This window comes from Micromonospora jinlongensis (genome assembly GCF_013410645.1).
GTDB lineage: Bacteria > Actinomycetota > Actinomycetes > Mycobacteriales > Micromonosporaceae > Micromonospora > Micromonospora zamorensis.
In genome coordinates, this window is record NZ_JACCHK010000001.1 from 1,345,957 (window position 1) to 1,361,751 (window position 15,795).

The 15,795-nt window shown below is 71.3% G+C and carries 15 protein-coding genes; 5 read left to right on the forward strand and 10 right to left on the reverse strand.

Features of this window, described 5'->3' with window-relative positions:
• Window positions 1-12: 12 nt before the first annotated feature.
• Window positions 13-675 (reverse strand): fasciclin domain-containing protein, encoded by a 663-nt coding sequence (locus tag HNR22_RS05695; protein WP_179779409.1) that lies wholly within the window; start codon window positions 673-675, stop codon window positions 13-15.
• Between the two features lie 132 nt (window positions 676-807).
• On the opposite strand from HNR22_RS05695, the gene HNR22_RS05700 reads away from it, so the two are divergent.
• Window positions 808-1,293: a GNAT family N-acetyltransferase gene (locus HNR22_RS05700; RefSeq protein WP_088948515.1), complete on the forward strand. Its 486-nt coding sequence runs from the start codon at window positions 808-810 to the stop codon at window positions 1,291-1,293.
• A 321-nt stretch (window positions 1,294-1,614) separates the two neighbouring features.
• On the opposite strand, the gene HNR22_RS05705 is transcribed toward HNR22_RS05700, so the two are convergent.
• Together HNR22_RS05705 and HNR22_RS05710 are read right to left on the reverse strand one after the other, a co-directional pair.
• Complete coding sequence (locus HNR22_RS05705) at window positions 1,615-2,898, reverse strand: MFS transporter (protein WP_343059697.1); 1,284 nt, start codon at window positions 2,896-2,898, stop codon at window positions 1,615-1,617.
• 75 nt (window positions 2,899-2,973) lie between these two features.
• Complete coding sequence (locus tag HNR22_RS05710) at window positions 2,974-3,873, reverse strand: LysR family transcriptional regulator (protein WP_179783421.1); 900 nt, start codon at window positions 3,871-3,873, stop codon at window positions 2,974-2,976.
• 109 nt (window positions 3,874-3,982) lie between these two features.
• On the opposite strand from HNR22_RS05710, the gene HNR22_RS05715 reads away from it, so the two are divergent.
• On the forward strand, window positions 3,983-4,912 hold the full coding sequence (locus HNR22_RS05715; protein WP_179779410.1) for an SDR family NAD(P)-dependent oxidoreductase: 930 nt from the start codon (window positions 3,983-3,985) through the stop codon (window positions 4,910-4,912).
• A 72-nt stretch (window positions 4,913-4,984) separates the two neighbouring features.
• On the opposite strand, the gene HNR22_RS05720 is transcribed toward HNR22_RS05715, so the two are convergent.
• On the reverse strand, window positions 4,985-5,545 hold the full coding sequence (locus HNR22_RS05720; RefSeq protein ID WP_179779411.1) for an NADPH-dependent FMN reductase: 561 nt from the start codon (window positions 5,543-5,545) through the stop codon (window positions 4,985-4,987).
• A 138-nt stretch (window positions 5,546-5,683) separates the two neighbouring features.
• Here HNR22_RS05720 and HNR22_RS05725 point away from each other — a divergent pair, with 138 nt between their 5' ends.
• Complete coding sequence (locus HNR22_RS05725) at window positions 5,684-6,157, forward strand: MarR family winged helix-turn-helix transcriptional regulator (protein ID WP_179779412.1); 474 nt, start codon at window positions 5,684-5,686, stop codon at window positions 6,155-6,157.
• A 10-nt stretch (window positions 6,158-6,167) separates the two neighbouring features.
• Here HNR22_RS05725 and HNR22_RS05730 read toward each other — a convergent pair whose 3' ends face one another.
• The 6 genes from HNR22_RS05730 to HNR22_RS05755 form a co-directional block, all read right to left on the reverse strand.
• Window positions 6,168-8,015, reverse strand: a complete 1,848-nt coding sequence (locus HNR22_RS05730; RefSeq protein ID WP_179779413.1) for an IucA/IucC family protein — start codon at window positions 8,013-8,015, stop codon at window positions 6,168-6,170.
• Window positions 8,012-8,620 (reverse strand): GNAT family N-acetyltransferase, encoded by a 609-nt coding sequence (locus HNR22_RS05735; protein ID WP_179779414.1) that lies wholly within the window; start codon window positions 8,618-8,620, stop codon window positions 8,012-8,014. Before HNR22_RS05735 ends, HNR22_RS05730 begins: the two co-directional genes overlap by 4 nt.
• A complete protein-coding gene (locus tag HNR22_RS05740; protein ID WP_179783422.1) occupies window positions 8,617-9,894 on the reverse strand; it encodes a lysine N(6)-hydroxylase/L-ornithine N(5)-oxygenase family protein in 1,278 nt (425 codons plus the stop codon). Before HNR22_RS05740 ends, HNR22_RS05735 begins: the two co-directional genes overlap by 4 nt.
• A gap of 62 nt (window positions 9,895-9,956) precedes the next feature.
• Window positions 9,957-11,495 carry a pyridoxal-dependent decarboxylase gene (locus HNR22_RS05745; protein ID WP_179779415.1) on the reverse strand — a complete coding sequence of 513 codons (1,539 nt, stop codon included), beginning with the start codon at window positions 11,493-11,495 and terminating at the stop codon, window positions 9,957-9,959.
• A 98-nt stretch (window positions 11,496-11,593) separates the two neighbouring features.
• Window positions 11,594-12,451 carry a siderophore-interacting protein gene (locus tag HNR22_RS05750; RefSeq protein ID WP_179779416.1) on the reverse strand — a complete coding sequence of 286 codons (858 nt, stop codon included), beginning with the start codon at window positions 12,449-12,451 and terminating at the stop codon, window positions 11,594-11,596.
• Between the two features lie 4 nt (window positions 12,452-12,455).
• On the reverse strand, window positions 12,456-13,487 hold the full coding sequence (locus tag HNR22_RS05755; RefSeq protein WP_179779417.1) for an ABC transporter substrate-binding protein: 1,032 nt from the start codon (window positions 13,485-13,487) through the stop codon (window positions 12,456-12,458).
• Window positions 13,488-13,723: 236 nt separating this feature from the next.
• On the opposite strand from HNR22_RS05755, the gene HNR22_RS05760 reads away from it, so the two are divergent.
• Both HNR22_RS05760 and HNR22_RS05765 read left to right on the forward strand, forming a co-directional pair.
• Complete coding sequence (locus HNR22_RS05760; protein ID WP_179783423.1) at window positions 13,724-14,674, forward strand: FecCD family ABC transporter permease; 951 nt, start codon at window positions 13,724-13,726, stop codon at window positions 14,672-14,674.
• A gap of 76 nt (window positions 14,675-14,750) precedes the next feature.
• Window positions 14,751-15,779, forward strand: a complete 1,029-nt coding sequence (locus HNR22_RS05765; RefSeq protein WP_179779418.1) for an iron chelate uptake ABC transporter family permease subunit — start codon at window positions 14,751-14,753, stop codon at window positions 15,777-15,779.
• The last annotated feature ends 16 nt before the right edge of the window (window positions 15,780-15,795 follow it).

The following is a 15,795-nucleotide window of genomic DNA, read 5'->3' on the forward strand; positions in this document are numbered from 1 at the left end:
ACCCGCCCTCGCTCAGGGCAGGTCGATCGGGCGCAGCACCCGGTCCACCGAGTGCGCGATCTGCCGGTTGCCCTTGTTGACGTCGAAGGTGACGACGCGGGCGTCCCGGTCGTTGGTGTCGGCGTCGATCAGCCGCACCTGCCGGAAGAAGTACAGGTAGGTGCGCACGTCGACCTCGACGGTCGAGCCGAGCGCGGTGCTCAGGTCCGTGCCGTCGGCCCGGACCGCCGTCTTGCGATCGATGGTGGCACCCGGCACCACGTGGTAGAGCAGCACCGTTTCGACGGTGTCGATGCCCAGCCCGGCGACGGCGGAGAAGGCTGCGCTCTCGCTGGGCAGCTTCTTCGCCTCCGTGATCTCGCGTACCAACTGCTGGAAGGCCGCGTCGGTGGGGATGAACGCGGTCAGTGCGACAGTGCCGTCGGTGAGCACCTTGACCGGCGAGTTCGGCTTGGCCTCCAGCACGGCCAGCACGGCCGCGGTCAGCACGTCGAAGTCCCGCGAGTTGCGGTCGAAGCCGCTGGTGTCCTTCGTGAGCACCGCGGCGAGTGAGGTCGTGCCGAGCGGCTTGGCCTTGCCGGTCGCCTGAGCGGCCGGCACAGCGATGGCCGTGGTGGCCAGCGCGGTGGCCATGGCGCCCACCGCCATCCTGGCGGCGAGTCGTGCGATCTTCATCAGCGGGCCTTTCGTCGAAGCGACGGATCCGTGACGTCTCGTCACGACCCATGCTTCGCACCGGGAACGCCGCCCGGATGCACCCGGGGATAACCGATTGTCCGGGGCTCGGCGCAGGCTTAACCTCCCCCGGTGCTGATTCGGGAGTTCGTCGACCAGGACTGGTCGCAGGTGTGGCCGATCATCGAGGGGGTGATCGGGGCACAGGAGACCTTCACCTACGACCCGGCGATGACCGCCGAGCAGTCGTACGGCATGTGGGTCGAGGTGGCACCAGGTCGGACGGTCGTGGCGGTCGACGGCGAGCGGGTGCTCGGCACCGCGAAGATGGGCACCAACCGGCCCGGGCCGGGCGCGCACGTGTCCACCGCGAGCTTCATGGTCGCCGCCGACGCGCGGGGCCGGGGCGTGGGCACCGCGCTGTGCCGAGATGCTCTGACCTGGGCCCGCGAGCAGGGGTACGCCGGTATGCAGTTCAACGCCGTGGCGGAGAGCAACCGGTCGGCGGTGGAGTTGTACCGGCGGGAGGGCTTCGCGGTGGTCGGCACGGTGCCGGGCGCGTTCCGCCATCCCGCGCTCGGCCGGGTCGGGCTGCACGTCATGTACCAGGAGTTCTGAGCGGACGAGCCTCGCGGATACCCCAACGCGCCTGGCGGATGGGATGTGCTGCTCGGTGCCTGTCGAGCTGCCCCATTCGTGGGGCGGGATTTCCCGGTCGGCGGTCGCCTCGGTCCGCTCCTGGCGGAGGGCGGCATCCGGGAGACGGCAGGCGGCCTGCCTGACCATGCGGGCAGGCCGCGACCATACGGGCAGGCCGCGACCATACGGGCGGGCCGCGACGACACGGCGGCTACGGGCGTGGCTGCCCCACTGATGGGGCAGCTCGACAGGCACGGCGGAACATGTCGCCCGGAGCCACAGCCCAGGCGCGGTGCCGACTCACGCCGTCGAAGGATGGTCCGCCGGTGGCTGACCGGCCCCGCCCAGCACGACTGCGGCAGGCGGACGACGCGGCTCGGAGCCGGCGCGGCGGACCGGGCTGAAGAGGCCACCGACCGCTACCAGCAGGCACCCCGCTCCGGCCGCGAGCGTGACGGCCGCGACGCCGAACCGGGCGGCGGCCCAGGTCAGCACGACTGCGCCAGCCGGACCGAGCGCGTAGTGCGTGCTCCAGAACGCCGACGTGACCCGGCCGAGCAGGTGGTCTGGGGTGATCTCCTGACGCAGCGACATCGAGCAGATGCCGCCGACGCTGAGGCAGCACAGGTACACGGCGGTCAGCGCGGTGACCGCGGGCACGCTCGTCGCGATGCCGACGCCCGCCACCGCGAACCCGCAGATCGCGTGGGCGCCGATCCAGGTCGCGCCGAATCCGCGCCGTCGGCGCAGCGGGGCCACCAGCAGCGCGCCGGCGACCGTGCCCAACGCCGCCAGGCCGAGCACCGCGCCGACGGTGCCCTCGGAGCCGCCGAGGTCATGGGTGACGTGGTAGATGAGCACGTCGACGAAGCCGTAGGTCAGGAAGATGAAGACCGACAACAGGATGGTCAGCGCGCGCAGGACGGGCTGTCGCCACAGGAACCGCGCCCCGGCCAGGAATTCGGCCAGCGGCCGCTCCCGGGCCACCGTCGCGGCGCCGTCGGCTGGTGCGGGGCGTAGTCGGATCATCCACAGTCCGGCCGCGGAGAGCGCGAAGCTCGCCGCGTTGACGGCGATGGCGCTCGACGGGCCGAAGCGGGCCGACACCACGCCGGCGAGCAGTGGCCCGAGGACGGCCGCCGCCGCGAAGGTCGCCTGCAACCGACCGTTGGCCTCGGTGAGCCGATCACGATCGACGAGGTTGCGGACCGCCGTGACGGCGGCGACCTGGAACACCATGCCCGCGGCCTCGCAGATCGGCAGCACGACGAAGAGCAGCCACACCTGCGGGCCCGCCAGCCACGCCAGCGGCACCAGGCCGTAGAGCACCAGACGGGTGAGGTCCGCCGCGATCATCAGCGTGCGGCGGTCGTACCGGTCGACCAGCACGCCGCCGAAGATCCCGGCGGCGACGGACGCCGCGCCCGCGACGGCCGTGAGCAGGCCCATCTGCGCCACCGACCCGGTCGCCTGGAGCACCAGCAGCGGCACCGCCAGGTACGCGAACGAGTCGCCGGCCGCCGAGAGCGACTGCGCGACCCAGTACGTGCCGAAGGTGCGGTCCCGCCACAGCGGAGCCTGCACGTCGCCTCCCGGGGTCGGTGGGGTGATGGCAATGGATCTGACATGACCGTACGACGGCACTCGCGGCCGGTCGACTCACCCGGCCCTGGTGAGATCCGTCGTCGCCGCGAGTTCCGTCACCACGTCCAGGAGCCGGTGTAGGGCGGGTGCGGTGTTGCCCGGCAGCCACACCATCTCGGTGTGCGCGTAGGCGCCGGTCAGCGGGACGAACACCACGCCCGTGCGGCGAAGGCTCGCTGCCGAGCAGGCGAGCCGGGTGACGCCGAGCCCAGCGGCGACCAGACCGAGGAGGCTCTGCACGCCCGCTTCCTCCTGGACGATGTTCGGCAGGAAACCCGCCTCCCGGAACTGCTCCTCGTAGACGCGATGCCAGGGTTCCCAGGAGCTGCGCGGTGTCATGACCCACGGTTCGTCGGCCAGGTCGGCGAGCTTCAACTCGGCGCGCCGAGCGAGCGGGTGCCCCTCCGGCAGCACCGCGCACACCGGTTCGGTCGCCAACGTCCGGGACCGCAGGCCGGGAACGAGCGGGGTCCGGGTGAAGCCGACGTCATAGTGTCCGCCGAGGACGCCCTGGACCAGAGGCGCGATGCTGGTGGACTCGGTAGCCAGGTGCAGGTCGGGAAGGTGGTGGCGCACGGCCCGGACCACCGGGGGCAGGAGGTGGTTGGCGACGGTGGTCAGGAAGGCGAGCCTGAGAGTGCCGACCTCGCCCCGCAGTGCCCGTCCCACCACGGCGACGGCCTCTTCGGCGCGGTCCGTCACGGCGCGCGCCTCGGGCACGAACAGGGCGCCGATCTCGGTCAGGGTGGTGCCGCGGGCGTCGCGATCGAACAGCTTCACCCCGAGGATGCGTTCCAGTGCGGTGATCTGCTGGGACAGCGACTGCTGGGCGATCATCAGACGGGCGGACGCCCGCGTGAAGCTCAGCTCCTCCGCGAGGACCAGGAAGTATCGCAGTTGCCGCAGCTCAGGCATGGCCACAGGAACAGACTGTAGCCATGCCAGGAAGAGCGTGTTGGCCGTCTCGCCGACCGCCGCGCAGGATCGATTCGAAGGCAAGGACACATACCGAAGGAAGTCAATCATGGATGCGACGCGGGTAACCACGCCGTTCGACGCCCGGTCCACCGCCGCTGACGTCGTGGCCGGTGTCGACCTCGCCGGGCAGCGGGCCATCGTCACGGGCGCCTCGTCGGGCATCGGCGTGGAGACCGCCCGGGCGCTCGCAACGGCGGGCGCCGAGGTGACACTGGCGGTGCGGGACGTACGGGCCGGCGAGCGGACGGCGGAGGAGATCGGCGCCGGAACCGCGAGTGGGCTGATCCGGGTCATGCCGCTGGATTTGTCCGACCAGAGGTCGGTTGCCGCTTTCGTCACCGCCTGGGAGGGTCCGCTGCACATCCTGGTCAACAACGCTGGCGTCTCGGCGACCCCCGAGATGCGGACACCGGAAGGCTGGGAGTTGCAGTTCGCCACCAACCATCTTGGCCATTTCGCGCTCGCCACGGGCCTGCACCGGGCGCTCGCGGCGGCCGGCCGGTCGCGGGTGGTGTCGCTCAGCTCCATCGCCCACGTTCAGGCGCCGATGGTCTTCGAGGACGTCAACTTCCGCGAACGCCCCTACGACCGGCTCCTCGCCTACGGCGAGTCGAAGACCGCCACCGCGTTGTTCGCGGTCGAGGCGAACAGGCGCTGGGCCGAGGACGGCATCACCGTCAATGCGGCCAACCCGGGCGCGGTCGCCACGAACCTGGGGCGGCACCTCACCGAGGAGGACTACGCGCAACTTCCGGCGTTCGACTTCAAGACCCCGGAGCAGGGGGCCGCCACGTCGGTGCTTCTCGCCGCGTGGCCGCAGCTGGGCGGCATCGGCGGCCGGTACTTCGAGGACTGCGACCAGGCTCCGCGACACAGCCCCGAGGAGCCGCTGCGCGGAGTCGCCGACCACGCGACCGACCCTGCGGCGGCGGCGCGCCTGTGGCAGGTCTCGCTCGACATGCTCCGTGCCGCCTAGCGTGCCTGACCTGGGCAGACGGGAGCGGCCGTGGGGAGGATCCCGCGGCCGCTCCCGGAAAGCCCGAAACGGTCAGCCCTTGCGCAGCGGAGCGAGCGCAGTGCTCCAGGCGACCACCTGGTCGAGCGTGATGGTCAGCGCGTCCTGCTGGAACTGGTTGGGCTTGAAGGTGCTGAAGTTCTCGAAGTCGGTGAAGAGCGACAGCGCGACCTGCGACCGCACGTCGGCCATCTGAAGCTCACCGGAGATCAGACGCAGGTGCTCCACGGCACGCGCCCCGCCGACCGAGCCGTAGCTGACGAAGCCGACGGCCTTGTTGTTCCACTCGGCGTAGAGGAAGTCGATCGCGTTCTTCAGGGCGCCCGAGGTGGAGTGGTTGTACTCGGGGGTGACGATGATGAACCCGTCGTACGAGGCGATCGTCTCGGCCCAGCGCAGCGTGTGCGGCTGGGAGTACTGACCCATCGAGGGCGGGTACGCCTCGTCGAGGTGCGGCAGCTGGTAGTCGAGCAGGTCGATCAGCTCGTACTCCGCGTCGGAGCGCTGCTTGGCGATCTCCAGCACCCAGCGGGCGACGGCTTCCCCGTTACGCCCCGGACGGGTGCTTCCGAGGATGATCCCGATCCTGGTCATGTGTGGTGCCCTTTCAGAGGTCCTTGCCTGACGGCCCGAACGCTAACCGGTGCTTGATTGGTCAAGCAAATACTCTGGTTATGGTCGTAGTCACACGGAGGGTAACCATTTGCTCAGTCAAACAAGTATGATATGAGGATGTCCAACCCCTCCGCGCCGACTCCGCAACCCCTCAACCCTGACGAGGAGGCCCTGGTCCGCGCTCTGGGCCAGGTGATGCACGTGTTGCCCCGTGCGATCGACGCAGACATGGTCGGTGACCGTCAGCTACCACTCACCGAGTACACCGCCCTGATGAACCTGTCGGAGGCACCGGACCGGCGGATGCGCATGCACGAGCTCGCGGCGCTGTGCCACCTCTCGCTCAGCGGCATGACGCGCACGATCATCCGGTTGGAGACGCAGGGCCTGGTCAAGCGGGAACGGTGCGAGGAGGACGCCCGCGGCTGGAACGCCGTCCTCACCGACGCCGGCTTCGCCCGCCTCGAGGAGTCCTGGCCCAGTCACCTGGCCGCCGTACGCCGCCGGTTCCTCCAGCACTTCGAGGGCTTCGACCTGGCCCAGTTGGCCCGCGCGTTCCAGCGGGCCGGCACGGCGGAGCCGACCCGCTGAGAGTTCGCCGTCAGCGGGTCGGTGCGTGGGCCGCCAGCGGGTTGACGAGGGTGCCGACGAACTGGAGAGCCGCCGACGGGTCGGCCAGATCGATCATCTGCTGGTTGTCACGTAGCTGGAGCCGGTTGAGGCAGGACAACGTGAACTCCGGGGCGAACAAATCGTAGTGGCGGACCCGCTCGGCCAGGTGCGGCACGCGGTCGAAGTAGTCGGCGGCGCAGGCCGCGACCGTACCCCAGAAGTCGTCCTCGGCGAGCACGCCGGCCTCGACCAGGACCGCGTTGAGGTGACGCAGGAAGCAGTCCACCACGTCGGTGAAGATGGTCAGCAGCTTGGTGTCGTCGGGCACGTCGACCCGGATCCGCTCCACCTCTGCGGGCAGCTCGACGTCGGCGCTCATCACCGCGATCTCCTCGGCGATGTCCTTGAAGATCACCCGCTCGACCGTGTCGTGCTCGTCGAGGACCAGGATGACGTTCTCGCCGTGCGGCATGAACGCCAGGTCGTGGGCGTAGAAGCTGTGCAGCAGCGGGGTCAGGTAGGCGTCCAGGTAACGACGGAGCCAGACCTCGGGCGCCAACCCGGACCGGGTGATCAGCGCCGCGGCCAGCGAGCCGCCGTCGTTGTCCACGTGCAGCAGCGCGGCCATGGTGGACAGTCGCTGCCCCGGCGCCAGGTCGGGCACCGGGCTCTCGCGCCACAGGGCGGCCAACATCTTCCGGTACGGGGAGGTGCGGTCGGTCGCCGCCTCGTACTGCCGGTGCCGGTAACCCACAGCGGCCCGTTCCCGGATCACGGTCAGGCCAGTGCCGGTCAGCACCTCGTCGCGCGCGATCAGGTCGGCCAGCCAGTCGTTGATCGCCGGGGTGGCCTCCATGTACGCGGCCGACAACCCCCGCATGAAGCCCATGTTCAGCACCGACAGCGCGGTCTTCACGTAGTGCCGGCTCGGCTTGCTCACGTTGAAGAAGGTGCGGATGGACTGCTGGGCGAGGTACGCGTCCGGTCCGGGGCCGAGGTGCACCAGCCGGCGTTCGGCCAGCTCGCCGGCGAAGGTGACCGCCAGCTTGTTCCACCACTGCCACGGGTGCGCGGGGATCAGGTGGTAGTCGGCGAGGTCGAGGCCCAGGTCGGCCATCGTGGCCGCGAACCGGGCCCGGGTCTGCGCGTCCAGCTCGGTCTCGATCAGCGCGTCGTAGTCGAGGTCGGCGGCGCTGCTGAACGTCGAGTGGTCCCGGTGCGCGGCGAGCCACTCCAGGCGTACCGCCTCGGCGGTCTCCGGGGCGTAGCGGTGGTACTCGTCGACGCCGAAGCCGAGTCGGCCGTTGTTGGCCACGAAGCAGGGGTGACCCTCGGTCATCGACGTCTCGATGGTCTGGAAATCCGCCGTGGCCAGCTCGGCGGCGCTCGGCGCGGCCTTGGCCAGCTTGTACGCGGTGCCCGCCAGCGTCGAGGTGATCTCCTCCAGGTAGACAGGGAGCACCCGCGCGGAGAGCCCGAGGGTGCCGCGCAGCTCGACGATGAAATCCACCGCGTCGGGTGGCAGCGGCATGCCGTCGCGGTGCCGGATGATGCTGTCGGCGTCGATCTGCCAGTGCGCCAGGGCGAGCACCCGCGCGGCGAAGCGGTAGGTGACAGTGCCGTCGTCGCTGCGGACCTCGTAGAACTGCCGGTCGTCGGGGCCCGGCACGGGCTCCGGTGCGAGCAGCCGTTCGTGGGTGAACTCGGCGAGCGCCTTGCGGACCAGCAGCCGGTTGGCCCGGGCCCAGCGCTGCGGGGTGAGGTGCCCGACCGGGTCGCCGGAAGCGGCGTGCCCGGCGGCGGCTGGCGTCTGGGTGGGAACGGCGGTGGCGGTCACGCCGGGGCTCCTTCGGTTCGGGCGGCGGCGGGGCGGTCAACGGCGGCGGGGCGGTCGGCGGCCTGGAACTGGGCTCGGGTGCAGACGCTGAGCAGCGCGTCCTTCTCGGGCTTGGCGATCGGGCCGACGACCTCGAAGCCGACGGCGGCGTTCAGCGCGTGCACGGCCGTGTTGCGGACGTCCGGCTCGACCACCACCCGCCTGGTCGCGGGGTCGTCGAAGAGCCACGCCATGACGGTGCCGAGCACCGCCCGGGTGAAGCCGTGCACCGGAGTGCCGACGGGCGCGCAGAGGAAGTGCATGCCCACGTCACCGGGCTGGTGGTCGTAGAGGCCGGCCAACTCGACGTGGGCCGGGTCGTAGCGCTCGGCGAGGAAGGCGGGACTCCCCCGCCACAGCCCGAGGTACGCGTCGTGGTGCGGGTGCTCGGCGATCCGCTGGTACTCCTCGGTCACCCGGGCCAGGTCGGCGTCCTGCATCAGCCAGAAAGCCGCCTTCGGGTGGGTCACCCAGGTGTGCAGCAGCGCGGCGTCGGTGTCCAGATCGAGCGTACGCAGAGCGAACTCGCCGAGCCGATCGTCGGAACGGGCGAAGACGACGCTCACGACGTCACCCCGAACTCCTGGAAGGTGATGCTCTTCTCGATCGGGTAGTACTCCCGGCCGAGCAGCTCACGGATGATCCAGGAGTTGCGATAGGGGCCCATGCCCAGGTCCGGTGAGGTGACGCTGTGCGTGTGGGTGCCCGCGTTCTGCAGGAAGATCCCCCGCCCGCTGTGGTCGATGCTGTAGTTGCGGGCCACGTCGAACCGGCCGTGCCCGTCCCAGCGGATCCGATCACGCACCGGCGTGAGGAACTCCGGCACCCGGTAGTGGTAGCCGGTCGCCAGCACCAACCCCTCGGTACGCACTGTGAAGTCCCGCTCCTGTTCCACCTGACGCAGTCCGAGCGTGTACACCCCGTCCTGGTGGTCGGCGCCGACCAGCTCGGTGTTGGTGAGCAGGCGGGTGTTCACCGGTCCGTCGACGCTGTGCGCGTAGAGCAGGTCGAAGATCTCGTTGATCAGATCCGCGTTGATCCCCTTGAACAGGCCCTTCTGCTCGGTCTCCAGCCGGTAGCGGGTCGCCTCGGGCAGCGCGTGGAAGTAGTCCACGTAGTCCGGTGAGGTCATCTCCAGCGTCAGCTTGGTGTATTCGAGCGGGAAGAACCGCGGCGAACGGGTCACCCAGTTGAGCTGGTAGCCGTACCGGTCGATGTCACCGAGCAGGTCGTGGTAGATCTCGGCGGCGCTCTGCCCGCTGCCCACCACGGTGATGCTGCGCTTGGTGCGCAGCGCCGCCCGGTGCTCCAGGTAGCGGGAGTTGTGCACGGCGTCCCCGGGCAGCGCGGCGACGGCGTCGGGCAGGTACGGCGGGGTGCCGGTGCCGAGCACCAGGTGCCGGGCCGCGTACTCGACGGTCTCCCCGGTGCCGGTGCTGGCCCGCACCACGTACCGGTCGTCGGCGGAGTCGTACTCCACAGTGGTCACGGTCTGACCGAAGCGCACGTTCGGCAGCTTCGCCGCCGCCCACCGGCAGTACGCGTCGTACTCGCTGCGCAGCGGGTAGAAGCTCTCCCGGATGTAGAACGGGTAGAGCCTGCCGATCTCCTTGAGGTAGTTGAGGAAGGAGTACGGCGACGTCGGGTCGGCGAGGCTGACCAGGTCGGCGATGAACGGGGTCTGCAGGCGCGCCGACTCCAGCAGCATGCCGGGGTGCCAGGCGAGGCTCGGGCGGGCCTCCAGGAACACTCCGTCCAGCTCGTCGATCGGCGCGGTGAGGCAGGCCAGGCCCAGGTTGTACGGGCCCAGCCCGATGGCGATGAAGTCGTGGGTGGACATCCGGCCCTCCAGGCCCAGATTGGAGTTCATCGGCGTCAGCCGACTGGGCAGGTCGATCGGCATCAGCCGACGGGGCAGGTCAGGTCGGCGGTGACGTGGTCGTGCACGTACCGGCCGGCGTGGGTGGCGATCAGGTCGAGCACGTAGCCGACGTCTTCGACTGTGGTCGCCGGGTTGAGCAGGGTGAACTTCAGGAAGTGCCGGCCGTCGACCCGGGTCCCGGCGACCACGGCGAGGCCGGACGCCGCGAGGGCCTCCCGGGCGTGCAGGTTGGCCGCGTCGGCCAGGTCCCGGCCGGGGCCGGTGGGCAGGTAGCGGAAGACCACAGTGCTCAGCTCGGAACGGGTCACCACCTCGAAGCGGGGGTCCTCGCTGACCAACTGCCAGGCGTCGGCGGCCCGGTCGACCACCTCGTCGAAGAGCGCGCCGAGCGCGTGCGGGCCCATCACGCGCAGGGTCAGCCAGAGCTTCAGCGCGTCGAAGCGGCGAGTGGTCTGCAGGCTCTTGTCGACCTGGTTGGGGATGCGCTGCTCCACCATCCGGGCCGGGTTGAGGTAGTCGGCGTGGTAGGTGGCGTGCCGCAGCGCCCGCCGGTCGCGGACCAGCAGCGCGCTGGAGCTGACCGGCTGGAAGAACGACTTGTGGAAGTCGACGGTCACCGAGTCGGCCCGATCGATGCCGTCGAGCAGGTGCCGGCGCGTCGGTGAGATCAACAGACCGCAGCCGTACGCGGCATCCACGTGCAGCCAGACGCCGGTCGCCGCGCAGATCCCGGCGAGCTCCGTCAACGGGTCGATGGAGCCGAAGTCGGTGGTGCCGGCGGTGGCGACGACCGCCATCACCACCAGCCCGGCCTGCCGGCACCGCGCGATCTCATCGCGGACGGCGGACGCCCGGATCCGTCGTCGGGCGTCGGTGGGCACCGCGATCACCGCGTCCGGGGCGAGGCCGAGCAGTTTGGCCGACTTCTGCACGCTGAAGTGACCGGCCGCGGAGGTGAGCACCCGCAGCCGGGGCAGCAGCTCCGCGCGGGCCGCCGGGCCGACCGCGTCGACGCACGCCTCCTCGCGGGCCAGCAGCAGCGCCTGGAGGTTGGACTGGCTGCCGCCGCTGGTGAAGACCCCGTCCGCGCTGGGACCGAGGCCGATCCGCTCGGCGGTCCAGTCGATCAGCCGCCGCTCGATGAGGGTCGCCCCGGCGCTCTGGTCCCAGGTGTCCAGGGACGAGTTCACGGCGGTGAGTACCGCTTCGCCGAGCAGCGCCGGGATGGCCACCGGGCAGTTGAGGTGGGCGAGGTAGCGGGGGTGGTGGAACCAGACGGCGTCGCGCAGGTAGACGTCCTCGAGCTCGTCCAGCGCGGCGCCGGCATCGCCCAACGGCAGGTTCAGGTCCACCCGGTCGACCAGGGGGGCCAGCTCGGCGGGCGTGATCCCGGTGACGGGGCGGTCCACGGTCGCCACCCGGCGGGCGACCCGGTCGACGCCGTCGGCGATCGCCCGTCGGTACTGCTCGACCGAGCCGTCGTGCAACAGGTGGGCCCGCGCGGCGGCGGGTGCCGGTGACGGCGCGGTGTTCTCGACGGGGTACGTCGGCACGGTCACTCGAAGTCCTTCCACGTTCTGGACGAGGGGCAGCCGGAACCTCCCCGGGCGCGGCAGTGCGCCTCGGGGTGGTGCTGCCTTTCGGATGGGTTCGCCACTCAGGCCGTCGCGCCGGCCAGCGCCTCGGCGCGCAGGTCCTCTTCGGACAGACCACAGCGCCAGTAGCCGGCGAAAATCACCCGCCGACGGTCGAAGCCGCGCTCGCCGACGAGGTGCCGGCGCAGCGCCCGCACCACGCCGGACTCCCCGGCGATCCAGGCGTACGGAATACCGGCGGGCAGCCGGGCCGCCCGGATCGCGCTGACCAGCAGGTCAGTGCCGGGTGGGGTGCTGCCGCGCACGACCCACTTGATCTCGACGTCGGCCGCGGTGGCCAGGTCCGTGATGTCGGCGGCGTCCGGCACCTCGATCCAGGCGCGGACCCGGGTGCCGGCGGGGAGCCAGGCCAGGATGCCCTCGGTGGCCGGCAACGCCGTCTCGTCGGCCGCGAGCAGCACCAGGTCGGTCCCCTCGGGCGGACGGAAACAGACGCTGCGGTTGTCGGACACCGTCGGACCGAGCAGCAGCACCCGGTCACCAGGCCCGGCGAGGGCCGCCCAGCGGGAGGCGGGGCCGGTGTCGCCGTGGCTGACGAAGTCGATGTCGACCTCGCCATCGGCCGAGCGGTGCTCCCGGATGGTGTACGAGCGCATCACCGCACGGACGTCCGCCGGCAGTGCCCGCCACACGCCGAACCAGTCCTCGCCCTGCTCGATCGGGACCACCGGGGCGTCCTGCCCGGGGTGTGGCAGGAACAGCGACACGCTCTGGTCCCGGCCACCGCCGGCGAAGTCGACCAGGTCCGCACCGCCGAAGGTCACCCGGACCAGCGAGGCGCCGACCCGACGGGCCCGTACGACGTGCGCGGCGAAGAAGCGGTACTGGAGGGCGATCGGTTCGACGGTGCTCGTACTCATGGCGTCAGCTGACCTTCTTCGCGTTCCGGATGGCGGTGGCGAGGTTTTCCAGCAGCGGCGCGGAGCCGGCGTACGAGAAGCGGGGCACCGCGTCCCACGGGGTGACCTGGTTGGCCTTGACCGCCGGCAGTTGCTGCCAGGTCGGCTTGGCGGTGAGGTCCTTGGGCTGGAGGGCGGTGCTGCGGTTGTCCAGCAGGATCAGGTCGGCCGGGAACTTGCCGGTGTTCTCCCAGCTCAGCGCCTCGAAGTAGTCGCCGGATTCGAGCTTGGTGGGCACCACGATGTCGACGCCCAGCTCGGCGAAGTACATCAGGTCGGTGCTGACCTTCGGGTTGGAGACGTAGAACAGGTCGGGGCTGCCGGAGCAGGCCATCACCTTGAGGCCGGGGTTGGCCTTGACCGCCTGCCGGACCGCCTCGGCGGCGGCGTCGAAGCGGGTCTTCGCGTCGGTGACCTTCTTCGCGGACAGGTCCGCGCCGAGCGACTCGGCCAGCGCGGCGTAGCGCTCGATCGGCTTGGTCATCGGCACCCGGGCAGTGGTGATCGCCACACTGGGCGCGAGCGGGAGGATCTTGCTCTTGCTCTCGTCCGGCACGTACCAGAGGGCGTCCGGGTCGTACATGTGGGTGACCAGCAGCTCGGGGCGCAGCGCCGCGTACTTCTCCAGGCTGAACTCGCCCCACACGTTGCCGAGGATCTCGACGCCCTCGACGTTCAGGTCGCCGGCCTGGGGGTCGGCCGTGCCGTCGGCCTGCTTGGTCTCACCGAAGACTCCGACGAGCTGCTTGTCGAGACCGAAATCGATCAGTGCCGCCGCCACGCCGGTGAAGGCCACGACGCGGGTCGGGCGGGCCGCCGCCTCGACCTTCGTACCGCGGTCGTCGGTGAACGACCAGGGGCCACTTCCGTTGCCGGTGGCGGGCTTCGCGGTGTCGTCCTTGCCGCAGGCGGCGAGCAGGGTGGCCAGCGTGGCGGCGCCACCGGCGGCCAGCAGGCCACGGCGGGAGAGGCGACGTGCGGACAGGGCATCGGTCATGGTGTTGTCTTTCGATCAAGGGTCTGGCCGGGCTCGACCAGGGCAGCGGGGTTAGGTTAGCCTAACCTCGGTCATTGTCAACAGCGGTCCGCCGTGCCACCACAACTCCGGAGCCCACACTGGACGCCACAGCTACCGTCACCGAGGCGACACCGTCGGTGACGGACAGGAAATCGGCCCCGCCCCCGGCTCGGCGCGGCACGCGGACGGCCCGCGCCGCCGGCCTGGTCGCCGCCGTGGCGCTGCTCGGGGTGATCGTGGTGCTCAGCATCGCGGTCGGAGCGAAAGCCCTACCGCTCGCCGACGTCTGGTCCGGGTTGCTGCACCGCGACGCCACCGAGTACGCCGTGGTGCACCGGATGCGCCTGCCGCGTACCCTGCTCGGGCTGCTTGCCGGCGCCGCGCTCGGCGTGGCCGGCGCGGTCATGCAGGCCCTCACGCGCAACCCCCTGGCCGACCCCGGGCTGCTCGGCATCAACGCCGGCGCGTCCGCGGCCGTCGCCACCGCCGCCGCGTTCCTGGGCGTCACCGCCATCGGCGGGTACGTCTGGTTCGCGCTGCTCGGCGCGGCGGTGGTGACCGCACTCGTCTACGCCGTCGGCGGCGGGCGTGGCGCCACCCCGGCCCGCCTCGCGCTGGCCGGCGCGGCGCTCAACGCCACCCTCTACTCGTACGTGAGCGCGGTGATGTTGCTGGACACGGCCTCGCTGGACCGGCTGCGGTTCTGGACGGTCGGCTCGCTGGCCAGCGCGGACTCCGCGACGGTGACCCGTGTGCTGCCGTTCATCCTGGTCGGCCTCCTGGTCGCGCTCGGCGCCGCCCGCCCGCTCAACGCCCTCGCGCTCGGCGACGACGCCGCACGGGCCCTGGGTGCCCGACCCGGGCTGATCCGCGCCGCCGTGATCGTGGCGGTCACGCTGCTCTGCGGCGCCGCGACCGCTGCCTGCGGCCCGATCGTCTTCGTCGGGCTGCTGGTGCCCCACCTGGTACGCGCCCTGACCGGCCCGGACCTGCGCTGGCTGCTGCCGTACTGCGCGGTGCTCGCGCCCGCCCTGCTGCTCGGCGCCGACGTGCTCGGCCGGGTGCTGGGTCGACCCGGAGAACTCCAGGTCGGCATGGTGACCGCCGTGCTGGGCGGCCCGCTGTTCCTGTGGCTGGTCACCCGCGCGAAGGTGGCCCACCCGTGAGCGAGCGCAGCGAGCGAACCAGCAGACCCAGCACTGCGGCGCGTCGCGCCAACGCGCAGCGAAGCGGAGCGATCGCGTGACTGTTCTTCGTACGCCGGGTGGGTTGTCGGTGCGGTTCCGTCCCCGCGCGATGGCCATCGGTCTCGGCGCGGCCCTGCTCGCGGCCGGGTTGGGCCTGGTCGCCCTGGGCAGTGGTGACTATCCGATGGGCCCGACCGACGTGCTGCGCACCCTCGTGGGCGGCGGCACGCCGGCGGAGCAGTTCATCGTGCACGAGCTGCGACTGCCCCGACTGGTCACCGCCCTGTTGGTCGGGGCGGCGCTGTCGCTGGCCGGCACGGTGTTCCAGTCGCTGGTCCGCAACCCGCTGGGCAGCCCGGACATCCTCGGCTTCACCCAGGGCGCGTCGGCCGGCGCGCTGGTCGTGATCGTCATCGGCGGCAGCAGCCTGGCGCTGGCCGGCGCCGCGGTCGTCGGTGGCCTCGCCACCGGCCTGGTGATCTACGCGCTCGCCTGGCGACGCGGGGTGCACGGGTTCCGGCTCATCCTGGTCGGCATCGGCATCTCCGCGATCCTGACCGGCGTCAACGGCTACCTGCTGACCCGGGCGCCGCTGATGGACGCCGCCCGCGCGGTGCTCTGGCTCACCGGCAGCCTGGACGGGCGGGGCTGGGCCAACGCCGGGCCGCTGCTCGTCGTCCTGGTCGTGCTGGCGCCCGTGGTGCTCATCGGATGCGGCACGGCGCTGCGGATGATGGAGTTGGGTGACGACACGGCCAGTGCCCTGGGCGTGCCGGTGCGCCGGCTGCGCCTGGTGCTGCTCGCGGCGGCGGTGCTGCTGGTCTCGTTCGCGGCGGCCGCCGCCGGGCCGGTGTCGTTCGTGGCGCTGGTCGCGCCGCACGTGACGAAGCGGCTGACCCGGGCGCCCGGCCCGAACCTGCTGCCGTCGATGGCCGTCGGTGCGGCGCTGCTGGTCGGCGCCGACCTGGTGGCCCAGCGCGCGTTTCCCGGGCACCAGCTTCCGGTCGGCGTGGTGACCGGAGTGATCGGCGGCGGCTATCTGGTCTGGCTGCTGGCGATGGAACGCCGGGCGGGCCGGCTGTGAACACCCGCGACGCCCT

Bases quoted from the DNA above. Each gene is read 5' to 3' on its own strand.
- HNR22_RS05695 (WP_179779409.1), bottom strand. From the start codon at position 675: ATGAAGATCGCACGACTCGCCGCCAGGATGGCGGTGGGCGCCATGGCC.
- HNR22_RS05710 (WP_179783421.1), bottom strand. From the start codon at position 3,873: ATGCCTGAGCTGCGGCAACTGCGATACTTCCTGGTCCTCGCGGAGGAG.
- HNR22_RS05715 (WP_179779410.1), top strand. From the start codon at position 3,983: ATGGATGCGACGCGGGTAACCACGCCGTTCGACGCCCGGTCCACCGCC.
- HNR22_RS05720 (WP_179779411.1), bottom strand. From the start codon at position 5,545: ATGACCAGGATCGGGATCATCCTCGGAAGCACCCGTCCGGGGCGTAAC.
- HNR22_RS05725 (WP_179779412.1), top strand. From the start codon at position 5,684: ATGTCCAACCCCTCCGCGCCGACTCCGCAACCCCTCAACCCTGACGAG.
- HNR22_RS05740 (WP_179783422.1), bottom strand. From the start codon at position 9,894: ATGTCCACCCACGACTTCATCGCCATCGGGCTGGGCCCGTACAACCTG.
- HNR22_RS05750 (WP_179779416.1), bottom strand. From the start codon at position 12,451: ATGAGTACGAGCACCGTCGAACCGATCGCCCTCCAGTACCGCTTCTTC.
- HNR22_RS05755 (WP_179779417.1), bottom strand. From the start codon at position 13,487: ATGACCGATGCCCTGTCCGCACGTCGCCTCTCCCGCCGTGGCCTGCTG.